Source organism: Segetibacter aerophilus (genome assembly GCF_007991655.1).
Lineage (GTDB): Bacteria > Bacteroidota > Bacteroidia > Chitinophagales > Chitinophagaceae > Segetibacter > Segetibacter aerophilus.
The window spans coordinates 113,374-139,698 of the sequence record NZ_BJYT01000011.1; the positions used below are offsets into that span (position 1 = coordinate 113,374).

Here is a 26,325-nt window from a genome sequence, read left to right on the forward strand (position 1 = left end):
TCGCAGAAAGCGCGGAAGCTGCAGAAAAGCAGTTTTCTTTTATTGCTTTCTTCAAGAAATTTTGGTTCAATAATTATTTATGATTCTTATAATCCATTGTTTGTCTATCAATTCTGCAGCATTAAAATTAACAAGGAACGGACCTTTTTAAGAGACAATTCCAAATTATCTAAAGCTGTCTCTTATCAATTCGTTCAAAGACTCTTCTGCGTCTTCCGCGCCTTCTGCGAGAAACTCCCCCTACTTAAAAAACCACCTCAACAATTTCAACTTTCCCTTATACGGCGGATACTTTACATCGGGGTCAACCCAGGTGGCAGTTTTCAAAATAGCTTTTGCGCGCGTAAAAGTTTCAAAGCTAAACTTTCCATGATAAGCCCCTACCCCACTATTTCCTACACCGCCAAAAGGAAGATCTGCATTGGCCAGATGTACCAAAGTATTATTAACACAACCACCTCCAAACTGAACATTATTAATAAAGTAGTCTTCGTTTTTCTTATTGTTTCCAAAATAATACAATGACAGGGGATGTGAATTTTTATGTATGACTGCCAGTGCTTCATCCTGCTCTTTAAAAGTAATGATCGGAAGTATCGGACCAAAAATTTCTTCTTTCATCAAGGGGGCTTCCGGTGCAATTTGTTCCATCAGTGTCGGTGAAAAATACAGTTCCTCTTCTCGTACATGACCGCCTGAAACCACCTCTCCCTGCTGTAAATAACTCTTCAGTTTATCAACTCTTTTTCGATTGATAATCCTACCGTAGTCATTTGACTTTATTGGTTCTTTACCATAAAAACGTTCAATGCTTAATTGCATTTCCTTAATTACTTCATCCTTATTTTTCTCATGTACAAGCAAGTAGTCCGGGGCAACACAAGTTTGTCCGGCATTAGTAAACTTGCCCCATACAATTCTTTTTGCAGCCACTTTCAGGTCTGCATCCCCATCTATTATGCATGGACTCTTGCCACCTAATTCCAGTGTAACGGGCACCAATTTTTCCGCTGCTAGTTTTGCAATCTCTCTTCCGACCGGTATGCTTCCTGTGAAAAACACATGATCAAACCTATTCTCGGTCATAAGAGCCGGAACCACTATTGCTCCATCTCCTTCTACGACAGAAATATATTTTTTATCGAAAAACTCAGCAATCATTTCACTTACTACAACTGAAGTATTAACCGCCATTTCTGAGGGTTTCAAGACTGCACAATTACCTCCTGCTATTGCACCTATTAGTGGAGCTATCAACAATTGAAAAGGATAGTTCCAGGGAGCAATAATGAGGCAGACGCCTAGCGGCTCTCTAATGATGCTACTTGAAGAAGGCAACAAAAATAAAGGCGTACTAACCGAAGATTTGCGCATCCACTTCTGTAAGTTTTTAAGGGTATGAGAAATCTCAGCATAAATAAAACCAATCTCAGTTGTAAAAGCTTCTTCAGCCGATTTATGAAGGTCTTTAAATAGAGCGTCCATAATTTGCTGCTCATATTTCTGAATGCCTTTTTTCAATACTTGTAATTGCTGCTTTCTAAAAGTGTATTCAACAGTAGCACCGCTAAAAAAGTAGTTGCGCATTGTATCAAAATCAGTAGAAGTGTAAGTAGTCATAACTATTGAATTTACTTTTACGTCAATATCTATAACAAGATAAAAGTTTAATTTCTATATAACGCGGCGTAGGCATTAATAGAAAAACTTTCATTTTTTCTTTGTTATGTCGCCCGCATTTATTCTGCATGCAACTCCGATTGTGTCACTCACTTGTACCGTATCTTTTCATCTCGACGCCCCACAACATGTATATTATTCACTAGCAGATTGATCTAATTTTACAAAATGATATTGCACGACGACGAGCATTTTATGAGGCAGGCTTTAAGAGAAGCACAAGATGCATTTTTTGAAGGCGAAGTTCCTATTGGCGCTGTCGTTGTTATTAACAACCAAATTATTTCGCGTGGACATAACCAGGTAGAACGCTTGAATGATGCCACTGCTCATGCTGAAGTGTTGGCTATTACTTCTGCGTTCAGTCACCTCGGAGCCAAGTATTTGCCAGACGCCACTTTGTACGTAACCATTGAACCTTGTCATATGTGTGCCGGCGCTCTATATTGGAGCAAGCTAAAAAGGGTTGTATTTGGAGCACCTGATGTAAAACAAGGTTTCCATTTTTTCTACGGTGAAAAAAATCCTTTTCATCCTAAAACTGAAATTACCGGCGGAGTACTAAGTGAAGAATGCGCAAAGTTGATTAAAGACTTTTTCAAAGCACGGCGCTAACGTTACCTGAAGAAGTCATCCATCAGGCTGGTGCAAGTTTCTACTTTGAAGCTTTTAATAGACAAAACTCGAAAGGAATAATCCGCGTTTCCGAGATGAGAAAGATTTACAGCACGACAATGCACTTTTAACTTATAGGGTATAAATTTGTTGTTAATAATAAATTGATTAAAAACTAAAACCGTATAACTATGGCATTTACCTTACCGCAGTTGCCTTATGCTCCTGAAGCATTAGAGCCTTACATAGATGCACAAACAATGCAGATCCACCACGGCAAACACCACCAGGCGTATGTCGACAATTTAAATAAGGCAATTGCAGGAACTGAACATGAAAATAAGAGCCTTGAACAATTGATAGCCTCTGCAGGTTCTATCTCTCCTGCCGTTCGTAACAACGGTGGCGGTCATTGGAACCACAGTTTCTTTTGGCAGTTACTTGGTCCCGGCGGTGGAGCTCCTCCAAGCGGCGCTTTGTTGGAAGCAATCAATTCCACATTTGGTTCGCTCGACGGACTTAAGGAAAAAGTAAATGCAGCAGGAACAACACGCTTTGGTAGCGGTTGGGCGTGGCTGATAGCAAGGGATGGCAAACTAGAAGTTTCTTCTACGCCTAACCAAGACAATCCTTTGATGGATGTGGCTGAAGTAAAAGGCAAACCCATATTAGGTATTGACGTTTGGGAACATGCTTACTACTTGAAATATCAAAACAGGAGACCTGAATATTTAGGAGCTATCTGGAATGTAATAAACTGGGCTAAAGTCGCGGAGAATTTCAACGGAGCTAAATAATTTTTTGATAAATAGTTTTATGTATAATTTTCAACCCCGGTAATACTACCGGGGTTTATTTTTAATAACAAGAAAAATGAAAAGAATCCACTTGATTGCTTTGTTTAGCATAGTTACTTTTTTGGCTTGCAACGAACCTGTAACGAAAAAAGTATTGGTAATGGGACGTGGGAAAATAGATGCGCAGGAAAACAATATCACTATGACCGACGGTTCCAGCTATGTTGAAGAAACGATTGAGATAAAAGGAGACAAGCCGGTTACATGGAATGTAACTACTCCCTCTGGCAAGACAACGGTAAACATACCGGAAGAAAAAGGTTTTTATATACTGAACCTGAAGACAGACACAATCGTAGGAAGTCAGCAAAACATAGGACAAGATTTGGGTGGACGAACAATGACGCAGGAAGAATTGAAGGTAAAAATCGATAGTCTCATCAAGCTAACTACAGGAGCCAATATTTCTCTTGGTGGTCACAATTATTTTATTCTTCCAAACCAATTGATAAAAATATCTCCTAATACTGAAGCAAAAATATTTGGCCCTTTTACCAAAATTCCTGGAAGCTTCGAGGCTGATAAAGATGGTAATGCACCGGAAATTTACAAATTTTATACTAATACGGAGATGAGAGATTTAATTGTGCGACTGAAGAAAAATACGATTTAATTAATGCCTCAAGCCCCATTAAGGAACGGGATCATATCCCTGTCCTCCCCATGGATTGCAGCTAACAATTCTTTTTATAGCTAACCAAAACCCTTTAAAAAAGCCGTGCTTTTCCAATGCTTCCTTTGCATAATGAGAGCAGGTTGGCGTGTACCGACATTTTTGCCCTAATATTGGAGATATAGCTAATTGATAAAACTTGATCAGCAATATAAAAGGGTAAACTACTATTTTAGAAATATTTTTCAATTTTCAATTTGCTGGTCTAAAAGGTTCGAAAGCTTCAGCAAAATTAGTTGCATCTTTTTATTCGCGTCGGCAAAGTCAGGCAATTCTTTTCCGACGTAAATAAAAAATAGAATAAGGGATTTTTGCTTAAGTACCAGCGTTTCCTGAAGAGGTATTTTTTGTAACCGGTACGCTTCTCTCATTACCCGCTTTACACGATTTCGTTCTACGGCTTTTTTAAAATGCCTGCTGCTTGTCGTAACTCCTGCCTGTAGTGGAGTTTCCTTATCATCTACAAAATCGTACAAAACTTTGAGAGGAAAAGCAGAAAAGCTCTTCCCCTTGCTAAACAGATGCTCGATAAGTTTTCGACTTTTAAGCTTCTCTTCTTTGTTATAAGTAAATCGTGTAGCGATTACAATAAATTTTATAAAACTAAAAGCCCCATCTTTTTGACAGGGCTAATTATGTAAAACTCACCAATTACTACTGGTTTATTTTAATCTCTTTTCGTCGGAAACTGTTAGTTTCACACGACCTTTCGCACGACGGCTCGCTAATACTTTACGACCGTTAGCAGACTCCATACGTTTACGAAATCCATGAACAGATTTACGACGACGACGGTGAGGTTGGAATGTACGTTTCATTTTCTTGTTTTTACTAAGCCAGAAATAAGGTTTCAGACATCAGCGGTACGTCCCATAAGTACTGCTATGGTGAAAGGACGGCAAAAGTAGGGGAATTTAATAAGACTAGAACTGCGATATAAAGTTTTTTAATAAAATATTCAGTTTTAACGTAAGCACTGCCAGCAGCTAAATAAGCTACTTTGAAGGATATTAGCAGCTTTTTCTAAAATATGAAAAACCTGATGTTTATCGTTCAAAGTAAGAAAACTGCTTTATAAAGCAATGTATACTATTGGCAGTCTGTATTGTGAAAAAAACTATTCTTCAAGGTTCGCATGTTTTGATTGGATGAACTGACCGTAGAATTTAGAGCCATTAACATCAAAATCGTAAGTCGTATCAGTTGTATAAAATAGGGTGCTACCGTTTTTTCTACACTTTTCTTCTATGTCAGGATGACGAGTGAGGTAGTCTGTAAGACTTTCGGCAACAATGTTTCCCTGCGAAATAACGTGTACTTCAGCAGGCAAAAACTTCTCAATCCTATTTTTTATTATAGGATAGTGTGTACAGGCCAGCAAAATTGTGTCTATCGCCCCACCCTGTTCCATTACGTTTTTCAAATTTTTCTTAATGAAGAAATCTGCACCTTCATTCTCATATTCATTGTTCTCTATTAGCGGAACCCACATAGGGCACGCTTCCTGGTAAACCTCTATTTGGGGATAGAATTTATTAATCTCTATCTGGTAAGACTGTGACTTAACAGTCCCGTTGGTCCCTAAGATCCCTACTTTCCCACTTTTTGTTAACTCGCCAATATGCTCCGTCGTCGGCCTTATTACACCCAACACTCTTCTTTCAGGTGCCAGCAATGGCAAATCATTTTGTTGAATAGTTCTTAATGCCTTAGCCGAAGCAGTATTACACGCAAGAATGACCAAAGAACATCCTTGTTTAAAAAACCAGCGAACAGCCTGAAGGGTGTATTGATAAACAGTTTCAAATGAACGTGGGCCATAAGGAGCACGGGCATTATCACCTAAATACAAATAATCGTACTGCGGCAATAACCTCTTTATTTCCTTTAAAACAGTCAATCCGCCATAACCACTATCAAAAACACCAATTGGTCCACTTTCAATCATAAGCAAAAATAAAAGAACCATGCAAAATTGCATGGTTCCAATTATAAACGTGTTAGTGTATTCTACTACTTAGCTTGGTTTTTTCGGAGTTGGCCGTGTGCCTGTTCCTGCACCAGCAGCGCGCGGGTTTGCAGGTGCTGCACCAGGTTGTTGAGCACCTGATTGCTGATCCTGAGGACCTTGGCTTTTTAACTGATCAGGCACAGGAAGTTTCAATTCCTTAAACACCTTTTCAAAGACATTTTCCACTTTAGATCCCATTTCATAAGCACCAGGTTTCAATACCACGAGGTAATTATTGGCCTGCAATACTTTACTATAAGCACCTAAAACTCTTTCATATAAAGGAGCTGCCAATTCCTGCCTTCTTTGCTCACTCTTTTGCTGAGAAATCTGCTGCCAATAAATAATAGTGGTCGCAATCTGAGACCTTTGATCTTTCTGATAGTTCAACACCGTTGTAGCTTTTTTAGCCGCTGAATCAGCTTTGTAAGTACTATCCAGACGGTTATATTCCCTTACTGCAAAATCATATTCACCACGAAGTGAGTCTTGTTGATAAATACCCAACAAGCTATCTACTGTGCGGTAACCAGGCATGTTTGATACGGCAATATCAATATCAAAAACCCCAATCTTTGCTCCTGCTGCCTGAGCACTAGCACTGTTGGCAGAAAAAAACATTCCTGCAAAAGCCAACATAACGAACAAAACTTTTTTCATTTTTTCTTTTTTTAATCAATCGTTTCAAACGTTTAACTAAGGCCGTCACTTTTAAAACAGCCTGCTGACGATTGTTACTTTGTTTTTTTGTTTTTATTAATAATTGTAACAGATTAACTCTTTAAGCCCAGCTCTTTCAAAACCTCGTCACTCTTGTCTAATTTTGGGTCGGCAAATATAACCGTAATCCCTTCACTTTTGTCAAGAACAAAATCGTATCCCCGGTTCACTGCCATTTTCTGGATGGCGTTATAAACCTTATCCTGCACTGGCTTTACCAGCTTCTGCCTTTCTTTAAAAAGATCTCCCTCGTAGCCAAAACGCTTCTTTTGAAGGTCCCTGATTTCCTTCTCTGAGTTGAAAAGCTGATCTTCTCTTTTCTTTTTTAGATCCTCCGTTAGCATATACTGCTCTGCCTCATAATTGCGATACATCTGGTTCAACTGGCCTTGTTTGGCGTCAATTTCTTTTTGCCACTGTTCACTCACAAGCGCTAACTTCTTATCTGCATCCTTGTATTCCGGCATTTTATCCAAAATAAATTTTGTATCGATGATAGCATACCGCTGTGCAGAAACGGTTGCAGAAGTAAGTAGTACAGCAATCGCAATAAATAAGAGCCTTTTCATATGTAGCCAATTTATTTTTTGAAAGAAAAATTTATTCAGGTTCGTAACCTAACATAAAGGTAAACCTGGCAGCATCTTTAATTCCACCACCTGGCGTGTAACGGTCCAAACCAATACCATAGTCAAATCCAAGAAGGCCAAACATTGGTAAGTAGAAACGCATACCGACACCGACTGAACGTCTTAACTTAAATGGATTATAGTCTTTGAAACTGTACCAACCGTTGGCAGCTTCAAAGAAGCCGAGGGCAAAGATTGTACTGCTTGGGTTAAGGCTTAAAGGATACCTCATTTCTAAAGTATACTTATTGAACATCGTGAAAAATCTGGATGCACTTTGTTGATCAGGGTTCACTTTAGGATTGCTCGTCTCATAAACCGGATAGCCGCGCTGTGCAATAATATCATATCCTAACAAAGCAAAGTTGTTACTTAAACCGGCATCGCCTAATTGGAAGCGCTCGAAGGGAGAAATTTCCAACTTGTTATTATACCTGCCAATGTAGCCATACTTTACTGCAGCTTTCAAAACGAATTGTTTGTTCCTTTCAGCTCCGGAAGGCTTGCCAATAGGTACATACCATTCTCCATTAAATCTCCACTTATGGTATTCAACTAACTCATATGGATTCTTAGAAGTTGCCTTGTTTTTATCAAATAGAGAATACGGAGGTGTAAACTGGCCGCTCAACAAAAAGGTAGAACCGTTACTTGGGAATATAGGCTGGTTAACGGAAGATCTTTGCAACGCAACTTTCACGTTGAAGTTGTTAGAAACTCCATTACTAAATCCTTGGAAGATTGCGTAATCCTTCAATACATAGCGGGTATAGTTAAGAGATGTTACAAGGCTAAAAAAGTCATCGGGCCATTTCAACTGTTTTCCTAAGCTTATACCTACACCTGAAGTCTCTATATAAGAATCTCCCTCAGTGTAATCATAGTAACCTGTGTATCCATTATAAATTCCGTTTCTATATTTAGTATCGTAAAGACTCACCGTTAGTGAATTTCTTTTTTTACCACCTAACCAAGGTTCAGTAAACGACACGTTGTAAGATCTAAAGGCTTTACCATTACTTTGGAAGCGAACGCTTAGCTTTTGTCCATCACCGGTAGGTAAAGGATCCCAAGCCTTCTTACTGAAAATATTATTTATAGAAAAGTTGTTGAACGTTACACCTAATGTACCGGTCAAACCAATACCACCACCCCATCCTGCACTTAGTTCTAATTGGTCGCTTGACTTTTCTTCAACGGTCCAGTTTATATCAACAGTTCCATCTTCGGCATTAGGAACAACGCCTGGATTAATTTTTTCCTGGTTAAAAAAGTTCAGTTGCGCTAGCTCACGGGTAGAACGAATAATATCAGAACGACTGAATTTCTCTCCAGGAATAGTTCTAAGCTCACGACGAATAACGTGTTCCTTTGTTTTCTCGTTTCCGGCAATACGAATATTTTTTAGAGTAGCCTGGGGGCCTTCAACAATTCTTATTTCATGATCAATAGTATCGTTGTACACCGCAGACTCCACAGCTTCCGAATGGAAGAACAGATAACCGTCGTCCATATAAAGTCCACTAATGTCCCCTCCCTCTGGCGACATTGTTTTACCGAGCTTTTTATTCAACAGGTCAAGGTCATACGTGTCACCTTTTTGTATTCCAAGGATAGTAGCTAAAATACTATCAGAGTATTTTGTGTTACCTCTCCAAGTGATATTTCCAAAGTAATACTTGTGCCCTTCGTTAACTTTAATCTTAATATTTAGGTTTCCCTTACTATTGTAGTACTGTGTGTCAGAAACAATGGTAGCATCACGATATCCAAGAGAATTGTAATATTCGAGTATCTTTTCTTTGTCTTCGTCATACTTCTTCTGGCTAAACTTCGCAGAAGAAAGCAGCTTTAGCCGAACGTAGGGATCAAGTAATTCTTTTGTTTGAGTGAAAGACAAAAAACCAGTATGGCGGAGATAATCACTAAAGGTTAGATGATTTCCAGAAATAGCTCCACCAAGAGTATCTTTTGGAGGATGGACAGTTAATCTTGTCATTTCCTTAGTTCCCTTCATTTGCTTTTCAAGCCTTGAACCTGGAACATTATTACCTGTGAAGTTTATATCACTAATCTTTACCTTATTTCCTTTTGTAACAACAAGAGTCATAATAACAGAGTTGTCAGCTTTCGGATCTTTAGTTTCCTGTATATCTGTCTTTACTCCCCTGTAACCCTTTTCAGCAAAATATTTTTCGATGGCTTCAACAGCAGACCTGCGATTATTTTCGGTAATGATACGACCTCTTACCAACCCAACTTTAGGCGTAAGGTCTTCACCCTGGCTTTTTGTTATGCCCTTGAAAGTAAAAGTGGACAAGCGAGGCCTTTCAGTTACAGCAATCTCAAGAGAAATATTTGAGCCTTGAAGTTGTGTAATATAAATTTCAACATTGCTAAAATAGTTCTGCTTCCAAAGGTTATTTATAGCTTTTGAAAAGTTGTCGCCACCTGGGATAGTAATCTCGTCGCCAACATTTATGTTAGCAATAGAGGTCAGCAATGCTGCATCGAAATATTGGTTGCCGGCAACTGTAACAGCGGCTACTTTGTATTTATGAGGAACCTTCTGATTAAAGATATTTTCGAGGTTAACATCAATAGATGCAGGCTTTTCTTGCTCAGTTGTAGGAGGCGGAATCACCTGGGCTGAAACATGGCCGGTTAACCACGAAGCTGCAATAAACAGTAAAATAAATTTGTAAACTTTACGCATCAAAAGTCTTGATTTGGTTGTTTTTAAGGCCGGGCTATATGGAGCTTACGGAACAGATTTTTCCAATCTGAGGCAAATTAAAGGGAATATTTAAAAGTGTTTGTTAAATAGTCACTATAAGTCTGGGAGGAAATCGATCTCATTTTTTTAAACTCAGCTTGTAACATGTAGTTGTTCGCTGATTTTACCAAACCTCCTTTCACGACCTTGAAAGTCGAGTATTGCCTCGTAAAGATTATCCTTTCTGAAGTCTGGCCAACGGGTATTGGTGAAGTATAGTTCGGCATAAGCTAACTGGTACAATAGGAAGTTGCTAATCCTATATTCTCCACTGGTTCTAATCATTAATTCAGGATCCGGAAAGTCGCTGGTACACAGGTATTTTTCTAACGTATCATAATTAATCAACTGGGGGTCTACCTTTCCTGACTGCACATCGAGCGCTATATTTTTAACCGCATTTAAAAGCTCCCACCGGCTGCTATAGCTAAGGGCCATAACCAGGTTTAAACCGCTATTTTGACTAGTCATTTCCCTGGCTTCCTCCAATTCGTCGACCGCATATTTAGGCAACATATTCATGTCACCAATCACGTGCAGCTTGATGTTGTTTTTGTTCAAAGTATCCACTTCTCGCCGTATGGTATCTACCAGGAGCGCCATCAAACCGTTCACCTCATTTTCTGGCCTATCCCAATTTTCTGTGCTAAAGGCATACAAAGTAAGATATCCTACTCCTAGCTCTGCACATCCTTCCACAATATTCCGCACACTTTCCACGCCATGAAAATGGCCAAAAAGTCTGTCTTCGCCTTTTTCTTTTGCCCAACGACCATTGCCATCCATTATAATTGCAATATGCCTTGGCAAACGAGAAAGGTCAATTTTATCTTTCAAATCCTGCATTTTATAAAACCCTGTTTAAGTGATCAAAGGTAGCAAAACGAAATGTTTAAGTAGAAAACATTTATAATACAAGATTTAGGCATTTGAGTAAAAGAAGGCATTTGTAAAACTTCTTTTTTTGGTTTCCAGCGACAAAGCATTATTCGCCTTCGTTGCGTCGCACATTTGTACTTTGAACCTTTATTGATCTGTTTTTATAAAACGCGCAAACAGTTACTACTGCACATCTACTCAAAAAAAAACCTGGTCATAAACCAGGCCTTTTTAAAATCTATTAAAATCAGTTTATGGCTTAGGACAACGGTAAGAAGAGATATTGAACGATACCCCAAAATGGGCCATCACATAAGAGTCTTTCTGGCTGCTGTTTCCTCTTTGCCTGCCTTTGACACCAATAAGTGGCCCGGTTTCGTAACTGCGGTCAGCAAGTAACATGGCAGGTGAAGGTTGACCGTTTGGCGTTGTAACAAAAGCATCAGGTGCGTAAGTCATACTTACATCGTCCAGGTAATCGGTGGTTGTAAAACGGTAACCAACTTCAGCGAAAACATTTATTGCAGGACTGACATTGTATTTGAAACCAATCGCTACAGGAAAACATACTGCCATTGATCCATAAGGTTTGCGGTCAGGATAAGCAGCGCTTCCCTGTCCTTCGGTACCTAAAGGGCGTAAGAAATACTTAGTGCTATCGAGATAAGCATATGGATCATAAGAGAACACGCCTACCCCTAAAGAAACATAAGGAGTATAAGTAAACCCCGAAATACCGGGATAGAACTTGAAGAAATTGAAATCGCCACTTACAGCAAACTCCCAAAGATTAGTATTGAAGCTAAGGTTTCTGCGTTGCTGAAATTCGTTTTTACTGTACACGTCAGAATAACCAAGACGAGCATAATTGGCTCCAACTTTTAAACCGATGTAATTGCCAAATTGCTTACGAAAAAAAACGCCGGCACTAAACTTTGGGCGATTAAGTGATGCGCGGGTATTTAGATCTCCGAAATAATGCGCTGCTCCAATGGCTACACCAAATTCACCTTCCTGCACGTAGCTATCCATAGATTGGGCACGGCTGCTAAGACTTATAACAACGGCGAAAAACACAATTGCAATTTGCTTCATAATTATAGGTGCTGAGTAAGTAGTAATTAATACAAATCAACCGTATTATTTTCAAATAAGCTATTTATTTCTTTTGTCAAAACCCCATGTTAACTTTTCTCTAAGAGTCGAAAGAAAGCTGTTTTCGCTTAGCACAATCAACAAAACTTCGAATTCTTCTTTCTTCACTGCAAGCTGAATGTCTTTCTCTACAATCTCGCGCCGGGCGTCCATTGTGCAGATAAACTCTTCTGCCCGGCCCTCTACTTCAAAACTAATAATGTTATTATCCGGAATGACAATTGGTCGCAGGTTCAGATTATGAGGTGCTATAGGCGTAATTACAAAACAAGCGCTTTCAGGAAAAACAATCGGACCTCCGCAGCTCATGTTATAGCCTGTTGAACCTGTAGGGGTTGAGACAATTAAACCGTCAGCCCAATAACTATTTAAAAATTCACCATTGAGATAGGTGTGAATTTTAATCATCGGAGAAAAATCACGTTTGTGAATAGCGAACTCATTTAAGGCAAAAGGAGCGTCGCCAAATAGAGGTATAGACGCATCGAGATGTAAAAGGATTCTTTTTTCAGTAACGTAACGTCCATTAGCAAGAGCCTCTACTGCCAGTGTAAGCTCGTCTTTACTAATACTTGCTAAAAAACCAAGACGACCGAAATTAATACCCATTATAGGTATTCTTTTATCACGCACCAATAAGGCTGAGTCAAGCATAGTTCCATCGCCGCCAAGGCTAATAATACAATCGATACTTGAATCTAAATCCTCGTGCTTAGAGAAAACTGAATAAGAGGCGGGAAGCATGTTAACCGCCGAATGTGGTCCTACCAGGGATTTGTGAAGGCAAGCTTTGATGTGGTGGCGGGTAAGTTCCTCAAGTAAAGTGAGCAACTGCACTTCCTGTTCCGGGTCGAGACCGCGGCTGTAGATAGCTACTTTCATTAAAATGAATTACGTCCTATTATTTTAAAATTACAGAATAAGTGTGACAGGCGTAAAAATGAAGACATTGAAAATGATGAATAAGTTGTGAAGGAAACCAAAACAAATTGTACAACGATGAACAAAGATATCCAGCACAAGAGTGCGACGCAACAAAAGATTGGCAGTGATTAAATGACGTTTACAAAAAGTAAATCCGGAGGTTTAAACCTTATTACCATTCATTTTGTGTATGAAAAAATAAGGAGTTGTCTCCAAGCTGATTATAACTGTACTCGAACCTCAACACCACATCGTAAAAGGTAACGATGTCAATACCAAAACCCCATGTGCGAAGTAGCTTATTATTAAGCCTGCTTATTCCATAATTCGGGGTGTAAGAATAGCCCAGATCACCAAAGGCCTTCAAAAAAACACGAAATGGAATCTTATCGTGGGTCTTACTTTTCAAAGGACTATTGATGTTAAATGATAACACCTCGTTTTTTATAGTTGCCCTTGCCACGCCTCCTGCAACGCCTTCGATTACGTAGTACTCCAATCCACGCATATAGAGGCTGGGCGAACCAAGAAGGTTATTTGATATATATGGCTGATGATAAGGAAAACGCAATACTCCGGCCGCTTGCAATTGTACATACGACGTAGGCGAAAGTTTGATATTGTAATTGCCTCTGCCATTTAACTGCCAATAGTTAGATCCGTTACCGAATCTTTTGTTGAGGCCCGCATCGCCGGAAAATCCTTTTAGGGGATACGGGGCATAATCGAGATTGGTATACGATAGATTATAACTTAAATCAAAATAGCGCGAATGAGTACCGTAATGAGCGAAATAAGTTGGATTAAGCTTGACTACGGAATCATCAACAGTAATATTTCCATAAGAGGCACGGAAGGTGTGTCTTGTTCTTATAGCCGGGCGATAGGTATAGGCAAAATCAACGTAATTTTCGTTAATTAAGAAACGGTCTTCCTGTTTCACATAGCCTATTTTGTTAGGGCGCGCAGAGTCCATTCCATAGTTCAATTCGCGATTACGTCTGAATCCGAAACCAACATTTATCCCGTTTTTAAGTTTATTGTCAATGTTAGGGTTATCGTAGCGTAGCGAAAATTGTTGAGTATATCCACCGACCATCCATAGATTTAAGTTATCGTTTCTGCCACTCACATTGTTTTGCATGAACTTAAGCCCATACTCTACCCTATCGAGGCTGTGATTCTCCTCTACCCACCACGTATTGAAATTTCTGCTTACAATTCTAAAGTAGGGAATAGGAAATAGGTACCATCTCTCTTTTACATGGATGTCGATAAACACGTGTTCACTATCGATTTTTACCGCTTTGATATCTACATCTACAAAGAGCGAAGTATTCATCAGCTGTTGCTTGCTCAACTTCAACTTGTCGGGCAATTCCGTTGAGGAAATGGTCTGCCCTTTTTTGAAGGCAACCTCTCGCTGAATGATATAAGGTTTTGTCTTTTTAAAGCCCGTTAATACAATATCGGAAATTACTACCGACGCACTAAAGGAGTCAACTGGTGGAGTATGTACAGCAACAGGTGAAGGAGGTGCTTTTTCAATTAGTTGCGAGAATCCATTTATGTGAGTGCACAAAAAGAGAATCGTCAGAAGAAACAGTATTCTGCCCAGGTTTCGCATTACAGGTAAGCAAACGTTTTTAGTATTGTAAATGTAAAAAGGGAAGAATTATCAAAATGAAAAGTACAAAGACATTAACAAAACCGTTTGTCCGCAATGGAACGGCTAAATTAGATTTTTAGATATGACATCAGGTGATCATAATTATATCTCAGCTCGTTTTCATACTGCTCTTCGCCCATAAAATATCTAACGCTATATTCATAACGTTGAAAAGTGGCAAGTATATCTGATACCTCCACTTTATTTATTTTAATAGTTACGATTAAAAGTCCGGTTTCGTTTTCAAAGAATGTATTGAACTGGGTTATATAGGCGTCATTGGTTTCTACAAGGCGGCTGATTTCGCCGAAAGAATAACTTTTTCTTTCCATTTCGAGTATGATCACAGCGCCTGGTTCTTCAGCACCTGTAAATGTGGCTGCTGCTTTCAATAATTCGGTTGCCGGTATTGCCCCCATCCATTCCTGTTCGTTGTTCACGACAGGCACCATAGAAAGATTGTTTTGGGCAGCTAATTTTAGAGCGGTGAGAAAATGTTCGGTTGGCCTGACTGCTTTTTGCAGCATTCCACTTAAAACGACTTTTATGGATGAAGTATCGTCTGCGTCTAGTAAATCATCTTTACTTATTATGCCCAGGTACTTGTTATGGTCGACTACTGCAATATGGAGAACGTCAAAATCCTCAACCAGTTGTAATGCTAAAGTAATTTTATCATCAGGTTCTACGGTAGGATAATGAGTGGTTATTAATTGATTTGCTAACATTCAGACGCCCTCAGTTTTTCTTTAATGATCAAACTCTAAGCCAAGGTAGAGACTGGCTGATGGTGCTTGCTTAGAAACTGATCTAGTATTACGTTAAATTCTTCAGGAACTTCCATCATAGGTGCGTGCCCACATTTGTCTATAAGATGTAGTTCACTATTAGGAATTAATTTTTTAAACTCTTCAGCAACGAAAGGGGGAGTAATGGTATCGTTTTTACCCCAGATAAGACAAGTAGGCTGCTTTATCCTTGTTAACTCCTGGCCCAGGTTGTTGCGGATAGCACTCTTGGCTAAGGATATAATTTTGATAACCTTAATACGGTTATTTGTTATCTCAAAAACTTCATTTACCAACTCGTCTGTAGCCATCGCCGGATCGTAAAATGTAAGCTCTGTTTTTTTGCGAATATAGTCTTTGTTACCGCGCTTCGGATAACTGTCGCCCATGCCGCTTTCAAAAAGTCCGGAGCTGCCGGTAAGCGTAAGTGTCTTTATTTTTTCCGGATGTTTTAATATGTAGACGAGACCAACGTGGCCTCCAAGTGAGTTGCCTAAGAGATGTACATTGTTGTAACCACGAGCATCAATAAAGCGATGAACAAACTTTGCCAGCCCTCCAACAGTAGTATGAAAAATATCTAATTCGAACAATGGCAGCATTGGCACGACAACACGAAATCTCGTGCTGAAATAATCAATAAGGTCTCTGAAATTACTTAATGCTCCAAAAAGTCCATGAAGCAGAACAAGCGGTTCACCGGAACCTACCTCTATAAATTTAAATTTGTCCTGTTGTTTTATTTGATACTTCATCTGCAGGTATGGGCGATTGCCAAATCATTCTTATTTCTACAAATAAACACAAATAATATGAAAGAATGCTTTGGGTAATGGAAACAAAATCAGTAGTTTTTAATTAACATCAAAAAAAGCTTAAAAGTTTATCATGGTAATATTCTCCTACCCTTTTTTCGAAACACCTTGAAAAAACTTCCCTAAGTCGGCAAACATGTGACTAAAAAGAGGAATTGCCTTACCAAGCAAATTCATCACTTTAGGCCCAAAAGGTTCAATAAAAGAATACGTATGCGAGTCTGTTTGTGTTTCAGCAGAAATCAGGTGAATACGGGTTGCAAAAAATAAGATCACACTAAAAACCATCAGGTACATAACCGCGTACAAAATGATTCCTGCCAACGCATCGGCCCATCCCAAAAAAGCAACGGTTACCACTTTTTTCAGAACTGCAGCCCCCAGCCTTACTAATAACACAACCCCTATAAACACAATTAGAAAGGCCAGGAAAGGAAGCCAGTAACCGCTGATGTTCATTTTTTCCTGCAGGTGAACTGCTACAACAGCAGATAGCTTCAGCGCCGCGGCTAATCCAATTATAAAAGCAAGTAAAGAAAAAACAGCCACGATGAAGCCTTTGCTTATTCCTTTAAATATAGCCATCACTATTATGATCAGGAAAACCAGGTCTATTATCATGCGTCGGTAATTGAAGATTCCTTTTTTGAGTGCTCCTTTGCTTTCTGGAAATACAATTACTTCGCCAATAGTTCTTTCACGGCTGCAGAAATCGCTTTTCCATCAGCCTTTCCTGCAAACTGTTTTGTAGCTGCACCCATTACCTTGCCCATATCTGCCGGAGACGTTGCGCCTACTTCAGCAATGATTGCTGATAACCCGGCTTTTAACTCTTCCTCGGTCATTTGTTTTGGCAAAAACTTTTCGATTATCGCTATTTCTTCCTGTTCTTTCTGTGCAAGGTCTGGGCGGTTTTGCTTTTGAAATATCTCCAAACTATCCCGACGTTGTTTTACTAATTTTTGCAGCAATTTCGTTTCATCCTCTTCTTTCAATTCTCCCCCTGCTCCTTCTGATGTTTTAGCAATGATAATAGCCGCTTTTATAGCTCTCAGTCCCCTCAAGGCAGCTTCATCTTTCGCTTTCATGGCATCTTTCATGTCAGCCATAATTTTTTGTTCGAGGCCCATAGTATAATTTATTGAAGTGTTTAAAATGAATGGAAAGCAAGCGCACTGGTAGTGAAAATTCAGCTATCCCAGCTTATTGGTCTGCATCTGCGAATCTCTGAATTTGGTATAAAAGCTCTTTGCAAAAGACTTCATGTCCTCAGATAGTTCAGTTTGTTTGGTAGCGCGACTATAAGTGTCAGCCATAGTCATAAAAGTTTGATAGAAAAAATCTGCCATTTCATCTACCATCATTTCTTTGGTCCAAAGATCAATACGAAGGGCAGTCTTATCTGCAGGATCCCAAAAAGAAATCATCATCGCTTTTGCACGTTGAGTAGCATCTGCTGTACTATCCGAGGCTTTCCACGAAATGTGTTGCGGCACCTTGTCGTCTCCTAACTCTACATCGATGGTTATAGTACTCTTTGGCATTTGTATATTTTTAATGTTCTTTCTTGTGAATGATAAATAAATATGACGGTTTGCAAAAGTAAGGGAGATTATTTGGAAACAACCTGCTCTACGACTTGCCCCAAAAGCGCAGCGGTTTTATCCCAGCTGAAATATTCCGAACGCATTTTTGCCGCTTCAATAAGCTCGTTTCTTAGCCGTTCATCTTTAAAGACTTTTTTCATTTGCTCGGCAATTTCTTCCGGACTGCTAGGGTCTGCGTAAAGTCCAGCTTCTGCTGCAACTTCGCTCATGCTGCTATGTTTTGTGGTAATCACCGGCACTCCACATTTTAGTGATTCTAACACCGGCACTGGAAAACCTCCATAAGACAATGGAAAAATCATCGCGTAAGAAGCAGCTACAAGTTTCGCTAGCTCCACCTGTTCCAGGTCCCTTTTAACAAGAACATCTGCGCGATATTTATAAGAAGGTAATTTTTCTAAATCCTTTTCGATTGCATCAAAACCGCCTGCTATTAGCAGTTTCATCCTGGTCTTTTGCCATTTTTTAAAAATTGAAAATGCCTTCAACACGTTTAAAAAATTGGAGCGGAGATATGAGCCGCCGGTAAAAACAAAATATTCATGTCCGTCAGCAAATTGTTCTTTAACGGCTTCTCTTTCTTCCCAATCGAACGTTTTGAAGGAAGAGGCAGTTCCGCTTCCAATGGTCTGGATAATTTTCCTATCAACGTTATACTGTGTTACCAGTTCTTCCTTCACAAAATCTGAAAGGGTAACAATAGCTTTTGACTTTTTTATGAAACTGGAAAAAAACCTTCTATAAAAGCTTAAACCATTTGCAGAAGAAGAGTTTTGTTTTCTAAGGAAAGCAAGATCTCTGACAACTAAGATCTGCGGAACGGAAGTAGTCAGGGAAGCGAAGCCGTAGGTACCAACAAACAAGTCAGCCTTATATTTTTTTAGAGCAAAGGGAAGCTTTACGTCGTACCACCATTTATAAGATAAAAGATTTGTCGGTTTTGGATGGATTGTCTTTTGTTCAACATTTGTCGAGGCACTTGCCTGGTCATTCGATTTGGTGTCGTTTAGAAATAGAAAATGATGTTCAGGATGCGCTGCAGAAAGACGATGAAAGACTTCGGCGGTAAAATTCATTACATCAGGATTTTCCTTGGCATGTAGAAACCTGGTATCAACTGCAATGCGCATAGGGTTCAAAGGTAGGATCGATTATCATCTACCTAATATTTGCGGGTGAAAGGATTGCTTTTATGGGGCCGGCAGAAGAACAAAACCGGGCGGCTGTTGCGTCGCACACTGGAGCTTTCAATCTTTTTTGGGCTAATTCCCACTCGAAGCAAAAGGGCAAATGTGAGCTAACATAAGAACCAATTGTCGACCTGCAATCTCCAAAACTCCGCTTGCAAGACTAACAGAATTACAAATGATGAACGGAGCGTCGCCACGAAAGACACAGAAGGAACAAATGCCGGAACCCAAATAACTCTCTTATTACCCAACAACAGGATGTCGTTCAAAAGGTCTGGATCTATCAAATATGTAACGATAGGTGATCATTCGGCGGCTTTGCGTTCCACCTAAGGCTTTGTAAATACCGATCATTCTTGGGTTCCAATCGCCCGCCCAACCCATCTCAATTAGATCGTATTTGCCCTCTTTTCTTATTACCAAAGTACCCGAATAAATCATAAACGCATCTATCCCTAACCCTTGAAATTTTGGAACTATTCCAAAGGCAACACCATTAATCTTGCGGCTCGGTTTGGTTTTTTGCAACAGCAGCAAACGAAGTTTTTGCCACCAGCCAAACTTGCCTTTAAAATATTTAAAGTACTGGTTAAGATCTGGAATATTGACCCACATACCAATTGGATCTTCTTTATAATAAGCGAACCAAACAAGCGACTCATCCATGATCGGTTTCATCTTATTGAACAACTTCAGCGCCGCTTGGGTACTAATCTCTTTGCCTTCATTGTGCTGTGCCCAAGCAAGGTTGTAGATCGTAGAAAAGTCTTTAGCAAATTTCGGAAGGTTACTTTTATCGACATGACGCGCAGAATAATCTGGTTTAGAAGCAAACTTCGCGTGCCTTTCGCGATACTTATCGCTCAGGGTACCATAGGCGGCTAAAGTATAATAATACTGGTTGTAATAATTTTGGAAGCCGTAACCTTCAAACAACTTTTCATAATAGCGCGGATTGAAAGAAATGCCGTACAGCGGTTCTTCATCAAAACCTTCGACCATGAGGCCCCACCATTTATCACGTTCGCCAAAATTTACGGGACCGTCCATTGCTTCCACATCATTTTCCCGTAACCATTCTTTAGCTGTATCAAACAAAAGATTTGCGGCGGACTGGTCATCAATGCAATCAAAAAAACCGCACGATCCAACCGGGTAAGTATCTCCTTTATTAATGTATTTGCTGCTAACAAATGCTGCTATCCTGCCCAGCAGACTTCCCTGGTTATCTTTTAAAATCCACCTTTTTGCAGTACCGTTTTTAAAAGCCTTATTTTTTTGCGGGTCGAAAACATCCCTTACTTCGTTATCAAGTGGCTGAATATATTTTGGGTTATGCCTGTTCATCAAGACATTTATTTCGAGAAATTCTTTTTCCGTTCTTTTGTCCGTCACCTCTGTTATTTGCATGTACTCGACCTTTTGTAGTAATAAATTTTGAAGGAAAACAGCATAAAAATAAATGAAAGAATGCTACGAAAACATACTGTAACAGGTTGATTAAGAGTAAACATCTGGTTTAATTATTGCTAACGATATTGAATAATAAAACGACCAATGGAAAAAAACGGATTTTTTGTTGAGGTAAAAGATATGGTTGAAGAGTATGTGGATGACCGCATGTTGTTGCTAAAACTGCAGGCGACGGAAAAGGCTGCAAAAGCTTCGGCAACACTTTTTCTTGGCGTAGTAATCACCTTTATAAGCCTGATTCTGTTTATGATCATAAGTTTTATAGCAGGTTACTATTTATCCCAGGCAGTAGACAGCTATCCCGGGGGGTTTGCCATACTTGCCGGCATATATGTACTACTGATTTTCGTGCTGGTATTCGTTCATAAGAAATACACGGGCAAATTAATTATTGACTCTATCATAAAATTTTCTTTCGATAAAAAAGAAACCTGGTCTAATGAAGTATAATTTATCTCACGTAAATTCTTTGAAAGCATTACAAAAAGAACAGCAAGTGGTAATGCAAAGAATAGTAGAAGAAGAACACGAATTACGGATGAAGATGTATGAACTACCGGGTGAACTTGCTGCTGCCGGGGTCAATACATTTATACCGAAAATTTTACGGGGAAAGATTACCGATGCTGCTCTAAACGGCGGGAAGAAATTAATCAACGGTTTTTTTGCCCCTCCCGGAAACCAGGGAAACCTGCTTACTTACGGCGCTAAGCGACCGTCTGCTGTTCTCTCTATTTTGAAAAAAGGGTTTAATTTGTTTAAAGCTATCAAGAAGTAAAAGAGTACCAAGCTGTTAAAAAACTGCACGAATAAAACCGACGAAACGTAATACAGTATCTTCGCCACCTATGGCGAAATATGCACACGACACCATTGTTCCCTTTAAGGAAAGCGACCAAAGCAAAAAACAACAGGTCGCAGCCATGTTTGATAAAATTGCTTTCCGCTACGATTTTTTAAATCGCTTTTTATCTGCCGGAATAGATGTTAGCTGGCGAAAAAAAGCCATCAGGCAACTACAGCCACTACACCCACAAATTATACTCGATGTTGCTACCGGCACGGGAGACGTAGCAATTCTTACCGAGAAAATATTGCAGCCAACAAAAATTACCGGGATAGATATCTCGGAAGGAATGCTGGAAATAGGGCGACAAAAAATCGAAAAGCTTGGACTGAAAAATAAGATAGAACTACTAAAAGGTGATAGCGAAACAATTGCTTTTCCCGACAATAGTTTTGATGCCATTACTGTAGCCTTTGGTGTAAGAAATTACCAGAACCTCGAGAAGGGTTTAAGCGAAATGTTGCGGGTACTTAGACCAGGTGGCAGACTCGTTGTGCTCGAATTTTCAAGACCCAAACAGTTTTTGTTTAAAGGTGTGTACAACTTATACATGAATACAATTGCCCCAGGTTTTGGAAAACTGATTGCAAAAAACAAAGACGCGTATCAGTATTTAAATGACTCGGTTCAAAGGTTTCCCGAGGGTGAGCAGTTCATTGACATTTTAAAAGGAGTAGGCTATACCTCCACCTATTCTAAGATACTTACACTTGGTATTTGCACCATTTACTGTGGCAGTAAATAGTATGAACCTTTTCGACATAGGCCTGGCAACATCGCAACAATTATTGTCGTCTTTATTCGTTTTACTATTAACACTTCTTTAAACGGGCAATTAGGAAGCTTCAAAAAACCCAAGTAAATTGCCCTAAAAATTAAAAGAAAAATATAAGCAGAAAATCTACCTAACAGATGATTGACAGAATAACAAAAAAGTAAATGTTAGATTTAAAGGGGATTTTCAATTGTATATATTTTTCAGGCAAGACAATCCTACTGGTTGTTTTTATCAGCTTTATTTCTTCCGGTGTATTTAGCCAGGAGAGAGAAGAAAACAGGCCCAATCACGATGACTGGCCTTATTACTTCGGCCTCTCTATCAGTTATAATTCTTCGACACTCCATCCTTCAAAACACCCGACATTTCTTCAAAACGACAGCGTTCTATCGGTTGAGCCCGGTAGCAGTGGCGGCATTGCTTTAGGTTTGGTTGGAACATTTCGCTTATCCTCCCGGTTTTCATTTAGGGCAAACCCGCAGTTAATTATTGGAGGAGCTAAGTACTTTACTTACGGTTTAAAATATCCATTGTACGACGAGAAAGCCATAGAGAAGAAGACCCTTCCATCAACAATTGTTAGTTTTCCCTTCCAGGTAAAATTTAATAGCGATCGTATTGGCAATTTTCGAACGTATCTGTTGGGAGGTGTAAAATATGACATGGATCTTTCTAGTAATTCCCAGGCGAGAAACGCTGAAGACCTGGTAAAACTGAATAAGAACGACTTTGGTATAGAAGCCGGGGTTGGCTTCAATTTCTTTTTCAAATACGTAACTTTTTCCCCTGAGTTAAAGATCAGCAATGGTTTGTCTAACATTCATAGCCGCGATCCTAATTTAAAATTCAGTAGCGTGCTCGATAAGCTACAATCGCGTATGCTGGTTTTTTCAATTATTCTCGAAGATTAGTAGATTCTTGTATTGTTACCAGGCCGCAGAATTTCTTATCGTCTCAGGTTGCGTCGCACTATTGTACATTTTATCTTCTTTAAGCAAAGGCTTTAAAAAAGCTTTAAAGTATCTATCCACTTCGGGTTCCCCACTTAAGGAATATTAAGTGTCCACCCCAATTTCCTGCTAGCCAATAAATAAAAATCCGGCAATCAGAATAAGATCTGAAGCCGGATTGGTATAATTTAAAACCTATTATTTTCTAAAAATCAAAATTCCTTCTGGCCATATTCCACCTTACTCCAAATGAAAATATGGTAGCAGAAGTATTGCCTCCTACAGCTCTGTTGTAAGTTCTACGTTGCAGGTTAGCGTCAACAAACAAGTTTTCCTTTAATTCATACGAGGCGAGAAGATTTATATTCATAGACTTCACCTTATTACCATCACCAACAAAATATCCGAAATCTCTTGTCCTTGTATTATAGCCAGCATTGATGTTACTGCCGAAATTAATGCCGGCAGAGTCTAACCCCTGGTAATAATAAATTGCTTTAGCCTGTAGGTATAACTTATTTAAAGGCTGATATTTTAAAATGCCAATATACTCCTGGAAGTTAGCACCCAGTGGATGGGCCAAAGGTTGATTGTAATGTGTATAATTGCCAATACTATCATTATGAGTATAGGTAAATGGTCTTACCCTGTTTGACTCTACTTGCAAGTCTAAATTCTTAACTCCAAATGCATCAGGGTACTTAACGCCCAATTGATATCCATATTTGTTAGCCCAAAAACCATTGTTTTTTACTACTTGCTTTAAGACAAACTCATCCAAAACAAATTGTCCATAAACTTGTAGCTTCTTCTTGATGTTTGCTTTTGCGGTGAGTCCAAGTTTTGCCTTGTCGCCACTTCCGATATCAGATTCTGCCGGACGGAGAAACATGACCGGCACGATGTACTGAAAGTCAAAATGATCTTGTCTTCCAAAAACAACAGCGTCGAACACGCCTACATTTAACCATTTTGTCGCATTGAAGGTTAAGTAGTTCATCCTAAAATACTTCCTCGGAAGCACGTAGTCACCGCTTGCCCTTCGATAATTTGGAATCAACTCCATGAACAAATTCTCGTAATTGAATTTCCAAATCCGGGTATTGAATTTTAAGAATAAAGCATTTCCCGAGAAATCGCTTAGTAGTAAGCTGCGGTGTCCATCTCCTATAAAGTTTTTATCGTAGCCCAATTGTATATCGATATACTTGGTAGCATTAATACTTACAGAACCCCTGTTATCAAAATAATCATAACCACCCGCAGCTTTAAAATTCTTATAATACCTGGCACCAGGAACGGCGGTGTTTCTGCGTATCCAATCCTGCACATACAGCGGGTCTCTTTCCTGGTTGTCTGTGATGTATAAATCAAAAGCGACTTTTTTACTGATCATACCACGAATACTCGCACCCCTGCTATTGTAAAAAAGGTTTTGAGAATTTCCCTTTTCGACCATCTGCTGATACTGTATAACCGGATTGAAGGCGAGGAAAAAGTCAGGCGTATTGATCTCAAAAAAATTGCCTTTTGTTTTATAGAAACTTTTAAGAAAGGGTTTTTTACTGTTGTAACTCTCCCTCGGTTTTGACCATTCACTGTTATTCATCAAAAAACGTTGCATGTTGTATTGATCAATCTCAGTAAGGCTTTTTGTTGAGGGATCTCCCGCAGCAACTAAGCTGTCGATGTTCTCAACCTCGTGGGTTGTGAGGCGGCGGTTAAACGGTTTTACGGTCGAATGCATCAGGTTTACATTTCCTGTTTTTATTTCGAGGCGATCCAACATTTGGTAATCTTTTGTTCCAAGAGGGATGTAAGAACTTTGCGAAGAGGCTATGAGAGGACTCAAGAAAAAAACAAGTATGCGAACGGATTTAATAATTTGCATGAAAACGGGTTTTGGATAAAATATCTACTATGGATTATTTAATAAAGGATATACAGATTGTGAACGAAGGTAAAACTTTGGTCGGTGATGTTTTTATTAAAGATAGGGTGATACATAAAATCGATCGCAACATATCAGTTAAGGAAAACGTTACCGAGATAAACGGAAATGGTAAGCATTTATTGCCCGGAGCAATAGATGACCAGGTTCACTTTAGAGAGCCGGGTTTAACCCATAAAGCAACGATATATTCGGAGTCAAAAGCAGCGGTGGCGGGGGGTGTAACAAGTTTTATGGAAATGCCGAACACCGTTCCACCGGTTTTTACACATGAGCTGCTTGAGCAGAAATACAGTATTGCGGCTACGTCATCACTTGCCAACTACTCCTTCTACATGGGTACAGGTAACGATAATTTAGAGGAGGTTTTACAAACAAACAATAAAAAGAAAGATGTCTGCGGAGTGAAGGTGTTCATGGGTTCTTCAACCGGCAACTTGTTAGTTGATAATCCTTTGGTACTTGAGAAAATTTTTGGAGGAGTTGAACTGTTAATTGCAACACACTGTGAAGATGAGGCTACGATCAAAAGAAATCTTCAAAAAATTAAACAGCAGAAAGAAACACTTGAACCTGCGGATCACCCGCTTATAAGAGACGAAGAGGCCTGCTTTGAGTCTTCCTTTCGAGCTGTTCAGCTGGCCAAAAAGTTTGATACCCGCCTACACATTCTTCATATTAGCACAGAAAGAGAATTGCAGCTATTTAGCAATATGCTGCCATTAAAAGAAAAAAGAATTACAGCTGAAGTGTGTGTACATCACCTGCATTTTACAAGTAATGACTACAAAAATCTAGGGAACCTGATAAAGTGCAATCCTGCTATAAAAGCGGAACATAACAAGCAAGCCTTATGGCAAGCGTTGCTTGATAACAAGCTGGATGTAATAGCCACAGATCATGCCCCTCACACTTGGGACGAAAAAAATGAACCTTACGAAAAGGCGCACGCTGGTCTTCCCCTTGTGCAACATTCGTTACTGCTAATGTTGAAATATGTGCAAGAAGGAAAAATTACGTTGGAAAAAGTAGTTGAGAAAATGAGCCATGCAGTGGCTGACTGTTACCAGGTAGAAAACAGGGGTTATATCAGAGAAGGTTACTTCGCAGATCTTGTAATGGTTGATATGGACACAGTTTCAGAAGTCAACAAAGAAAATATCTTGTACAAATGTGGCTGGAGTCCCTTGGAGGGAACCGCCTTTCCAGCTACTATTACTCACACTTTCATAAATGGGAACTTAGTTTGTGGAAAGGGAGTATGGAATGAGTCTATCAAAGGAATGAGAATGAAATTTGATAGATAATTACGTTCAACAGGCGACCATTAACAAAATA

General features: G+C 39.4%; 28 protein-coding genes. 8 read left to right on the top strand and 20 right to left on the bottom strand.

Annotation, left to right across the window (positions count from 1 at the left end):
- Positions 1-240: 240 nt before the first annotated feature.
- Entirely contained in the window at positions 241-1,620 is a 1,380-nt protein-coding gene (locus tag SAE01_RS15080) for an aldehyde dehydrogenase (protein ID WP_147204616.1), read from the bottom strand.
- A gap of 228 nt (positions 1,621-1,848) precedes the next feature.
- On the opposite strand from SAE01_RS15080, the gene SAE01_RS15085 reads away from it, so the two are divergent.
- The 3 genes from SAE01_RS15085 (at position 1,849) to SAE01_RS15095 (ending at position 3,765) form a co-directional block, all read left to right on the top strand.
- A complete protein-coding gene (locus tag SAE01_RS15085; RefSeq protein WP_147204617.1) occupies positions 1,849-2,295 on the top strand; it encodes a nucleoside deaminase in 447 nt (148 codons plus the stop codon).
- 191 nt (positions 2,296-2,486) lie between these two features.
- On the top strand, positions 2,487-3,092 hold the full coding sequence (locus SAE01_RS15090; RefSeq protein WP_147204618.1) for a superoxide dismutase: 606 nt from the start codon (positions 2,487-2,489) through the stop codon (positions 3,090-3,092).
- Positions 3,093-3,168: 76 nt separating this feature from the next.
- Positions 3,169-3,765 (top strand): hypothetical protein, encoded by a 597-nt coding sequence (locus SAE01_RS15095; RefSeq protein ID WP_147204619.1) that lies wholly within the window; start codon positions 3,169-3,171, stop codon positions 3,763-3,765.
- A gap of 18 nt (positions 3,766-3,783) precedes the next feature.
- Here SAE01_RS15095 and yidD read toward each other — a convergent pair whose 3' ends face one another.
- The 18 genes from yidD to SAE01_RS15185 form a co-directional block, all read right to left on the bottom strand.
- Positions 3,784-4,014 (bottom strand): membrane protein insertion efficiency factor YidD, encoded by a 231-nt coding sequence (yidD, locus tag SAE01_RS15100; RefSeq protein ID WP_147204620.1) that lies wholly within the window; start codon positions 4,012-4,014, stop codon positions 3,784-3,786.
- Complete coding sequence (gene rnpA, locus SAE01_RS15105; protein ID WP_307725116.1) at positions 4,011-4,424, bottom strand: ribonuclease P protein component; 414 nt, start codon at positions 4,422-4,424, stop codon at positions 4,011-4,013. Before rnpA ends, yidD begins: the two co-directional genes overlap by 4 nt.
- A 63-nt stretch (positions 4,425-4,487) precedes the next feature.
- Complete coding sequence (gene rpmH, locus SAE01_RS15110; protein ID WP_147204622.1) at positions 4,488-4,643, bottom strand: 50S ribosomal protein L34; 156 nt, start codon at positions 4,641-4,643, stop codon at positions 4,488-4,490.
- Positions 4,644-4,942: 299 nt separating this feature from the next.
- Positions 4,943-5,773, bottom strand: a complete 831-nt coding sequence (gene murI / locus SAE01_RS15115; RefSeq protein ID WP_147204623.1) for a glutamate racemase — start codon at positions 5,771-5,773, stop codon at positions 4,943-4,945.
- Positions 5,774-5,842: 69 nt separating this feature from the next.
- The gene (locus SAE01_RS15120) at positions 5,843-6,496 is read right to left on the bottom strand and encodes an OmpH family outer membrane protein (protein ID WP_147204624.1); all 654 of its coding nucleotides are present in this window, start codon (positions 6,494-6,496) and stop codon (positions 5,843-5,845) included.
- A 113-nt stretch (positions 6,497-6,609) separates the two neighbouring features.
- Positions 6,610-7,125 (bottom strand): OmpH/Skp family outer membrane protein, encoded by a 516-nt coding sequence (locus SAE01_RS15125; RefSeq protein WP_147204625.1) that lies wholly within the window; start codon positions 7,123-7,125, stop codon positions 6,610-6,612.
- 31 nt (positions 7,126-7,156) lie between these two features.
- Positions 7,157-9,901, bottom strand: a complete 2,745-nt coding sequence (locus SAE01_RS15130; protein ID WP_147204626.1) for a BamA/OMP85 family outer membrane protein — start codon at positions 9,899-9,901, stop codon at positions 7,157-7,159.
- 153 nt (positions 9,902-10,054) lie between these two features.
- The gene (gene uppS, locus SAE01_RS15135; RefSeq protein WP_147204627.1) at positions 10,055-10,807 is read right to left on the bottom strand and encodes an undecaprenyl pyrophosphate synthase; all 753 of its coding nucleotides are present in this window, start codon (positions 10,805-10,807) and stop codon (positions 10,055-10,057) included.
- Between the two features lie 285 nt (positions 10,808-11,092).
- Positions 11,093-11,935: a type IX secretion system protein PorG gene (porG, locus tag SAE01_RS15140; RefSeq protein ID WP_147204628.1), complete on the bottom strand. Its 843-nt coding sequence runs from the start codon at positions 11,933-11,935 to the stop codon at positions 11,093-11,095.
- Between the two features lie 60 nt (positions 11,936-11,995).
- Positions 11,996-12,877: an NAD kinase gene (locus tag SAE01_RS15145; protein WP_147204629.1), complete on the bottom strand. Its 882-nt coding sequence runs from the start codon at positions 12,875-12,877 to the stop codon at positions 11,996-11,998.
- 214 nt (positions 12,878-13,091) lie between these two features.
- Positions 13,092-14,546: a POTRA domain-containing protein gene (locus tag SAE01_RS15150; RefSeq protein WP_147204630.1), complete on the bottom strand. Its 1,455-nt coding sequence runs from the start codon at positions 14,544-14,546 to the stop codon at positions 13,092-13,094.
- 110 nt (positions 14,547-14,656) lie between these two features.
- Positions 14,657-15,316 carry a CBS domain-containing protein gene (locus tag SAE01_RS15155; RefSeq protein WP_147204631.1) on the bottom strand — a complete coding sequence of 220 codons (660 nt, stop codon included), beginning with the start codon at positions 15,314-15,316 and terminating at the stop codon, positions 14,657-14,659.
- Positions 15,317-15,351: 35 nt separating this feature from the next.
- On the bottom strand, positions 15,352-16,131 hold the full coding sequence (locus SAE01_RS15160) for an alpha/beta fold hydrolase (RefSeq protein WP_147204632.1): 780 nt from the start codon (positions 16,129-16,131) through the stop codon (positions 15,352-15,354).
- Between the two features lie 147 nt (positions 16,132-16,278).
- Positions 16,279-16,812, bottom strand: coding sequence for a CvpA family protein (locus SAE01_RS15165; RefSeq protein WP_147204633.1), 534 nt, complete (start codon positions 16,810-16,812; stop codon positions 16,279-16,281).
- Positions 16,813-16,868: 56 nt separating this feature from the next.
- Positions 16,869-17,321: a GatB/YqeY domain-containing protein gene (locus SAE01_RS15170; protein WP_147204634.1), complete on the bottom strand. Its 453-nt coding sequence runs from the start codon at positions 17,319-17,321 to the stop codon at positions 16,869-16,871.
- A 63-nt stretch (positions 17,322-17,384) separates the two neighbouring features.
- Positions 17,385-17,735: a gliding motility protein GldC gene (gene gldC, locus SAE01_RS15175; RefSeq protein WP_147204635.1), complete on the bottom strand. Its 351-nt coding sequence runs from the start codon at positions 17,733-17,735 to the stop codon at positions 17,385-17,387.
- 68 nt (positions 17,736-17,803) lie between these two features.
- Positions 17,804-18,928, bottom strand: a complete 1,125-nt coding sequence (locus tag SAE01_RS15180; RefSeq protein ID WP_147204636.1) for a glycosyltransferase family 4 protein — start codon at positions 18,926-18,928, stop codon at positions 17,804-17,806.
- A gap of 303 nt (positions 18,929-19,231) precedes the next feature.
- On the bottom strand, positions 19,232-20,398 hold the full coding sequence (locus SAE01_RS15185) for a hypothetical protein (protein ID WP_147204637.1): 1,167 nt from the start codon (positions 20,396-20,398) through the stop codon (positions 19,232-19,234).
- A 147-nt stretch (positions 20,399-20,545) separates the two neighbouring features.
- On the opposite strand from SAE01_RS15185, the gene SAE01_RS15190 reads away from it, so the two are divergent.
- The 4 genes from SAE01_RS15190 to porT all read left to right on the top strand — a co-directional run bounded on the left by SAE01_RS15190 (position 20,546) and on the right by porT (position 22,997).
- The gene (locus SAE01_RS15190) at positions 20,546-20,911 is read left to right on the top strand and encodes a phage holin family protein (RefSeq protein WP_147204638.1); all 366 of its coding nucleotides are present in this window, start codon (positions 20,546-20,548) and stop codon (positions 20,909-20,911) included.
- Positions 20,901-21,239, top strand: a complete 339-nt coding sequence (locus SAE01_RS15195; RefSeq protein ID WP_147204639.1) for a hypothetical protein — start codon at positions 20,901-20,903, stop codon at positions 21,237-21,239. Before SAE01_RS15190 ends, SAE01_RS15195 begins: the two co-directional genes overlap by 11 nt.
- Positions 21,240-21,309: 70 nt before the next feature.
- A complete protein-coding gene (gene ubiE / locus SAE01_RS15200) occupies positions 21,310-22,053 on the top strand; it encodes a bifunctional demethylmenaquinone methyltransferase/2-methoxy-6-polyprenyl-1,4-benzoquinol methylase UbiE (RefSeq protein ID WP_147204640.1) in 744 nt (247 codons plus the stop codon).
- A gap of 194 nt (positions 22,054-22,247) precedes the next feature.
- Positions 22,248-22,997 carry a type IX secretion/gliding motility protein PorT/SprT gene (gene porT / locus SAE01_RS15205; RefSeq protein WP_147204641.1) on the top strand — a complete coding sequence of 250 codons (750 nt, stop codon included), beginning with the start codon at positions 22,248-22,250 and terminating at the stop codon, positions 22,995-22,997.
- A gap of 244 nt (positions 22,998-23,241) precedes the next feature.
- Here the strand turns inward: porT and SAE01_RS15210 are convergent, their stop codons facing one another.
- On the bottom strand, positions 23,242-24,927 hold the full coding sequence (locus SAE01_RS15210) for a capsule assembly Wzi family protein (RefSeq protein ID WP_147204642.1): 1,686 nt from the start codon (positions 24,925-24,927) through the stop codon (positions 23,242-23,244).
- 29 nt (positions 24,928-24,956) lie between these two features.
- Here SAE01_RS15210 and SAE01_RS15215 point away from each other — a divergent pair, with 29 nt between their 5' ends.
- Positions 24,957-26,294, top strand: coding sequence for a dihydroorotase (locus tag SAE01_RS15215; protein WP_147204643.1), 1,338 nt, complete (start codon positions 24,957-24,959; stop codon positions 26,292-26,294).
- Positions 26,295-26,325 lie beyond the last annotated feature (31 nt).